This window comes from Cognatundibacterium jejuense (assembly GCF_014284255.1).
Taxonomy (GTDB): Bacteria; Pseudomonadota; Gammaproteobacteria; order Burkholderiales; family Burkholderiaceae_D; genus Undibacterium; species Undibacterium jejuense.
In genome coordinates, this window is the sequence record NZ_JACOFV010000084.1 from 1 (window position 1) to 255 (window position 255).

At 47.5% G+C, this 255-nt stretch carries 1 pseudogene; it reads right to left on the bottom strand.

Annotation, left to right across the window (positions count from 1 at the left end):
* Positions 1-255, bottom strand: a pseudogene (locus H8K32_RS20840) (hypothetical protein); the annotation flags it as partial.

Here is a 255-nt window from a genome sequence, read left to right on the forward strand (position 1 = left end):
ACCATCAGCCCAGCCAGTGACTCCGGCAGCAGTCGCCAATTCACCACCAACTGCGACCAAAGAAAAGAACTCTGATACTCGTTTGACTTGCCCATGTGCATTAGTGGGGCAAAGCTTATTATTCGTGCCATCAATTGCTGTTCTTAACATTTCAGGCAAAGACTTAACACTGTCCACCAGCCATTCTACAAACGCTAATCCAGCGGTTCCATGGTATTGCTGAACCATGCTGACTAAATGCCGAGATAGTGCAGA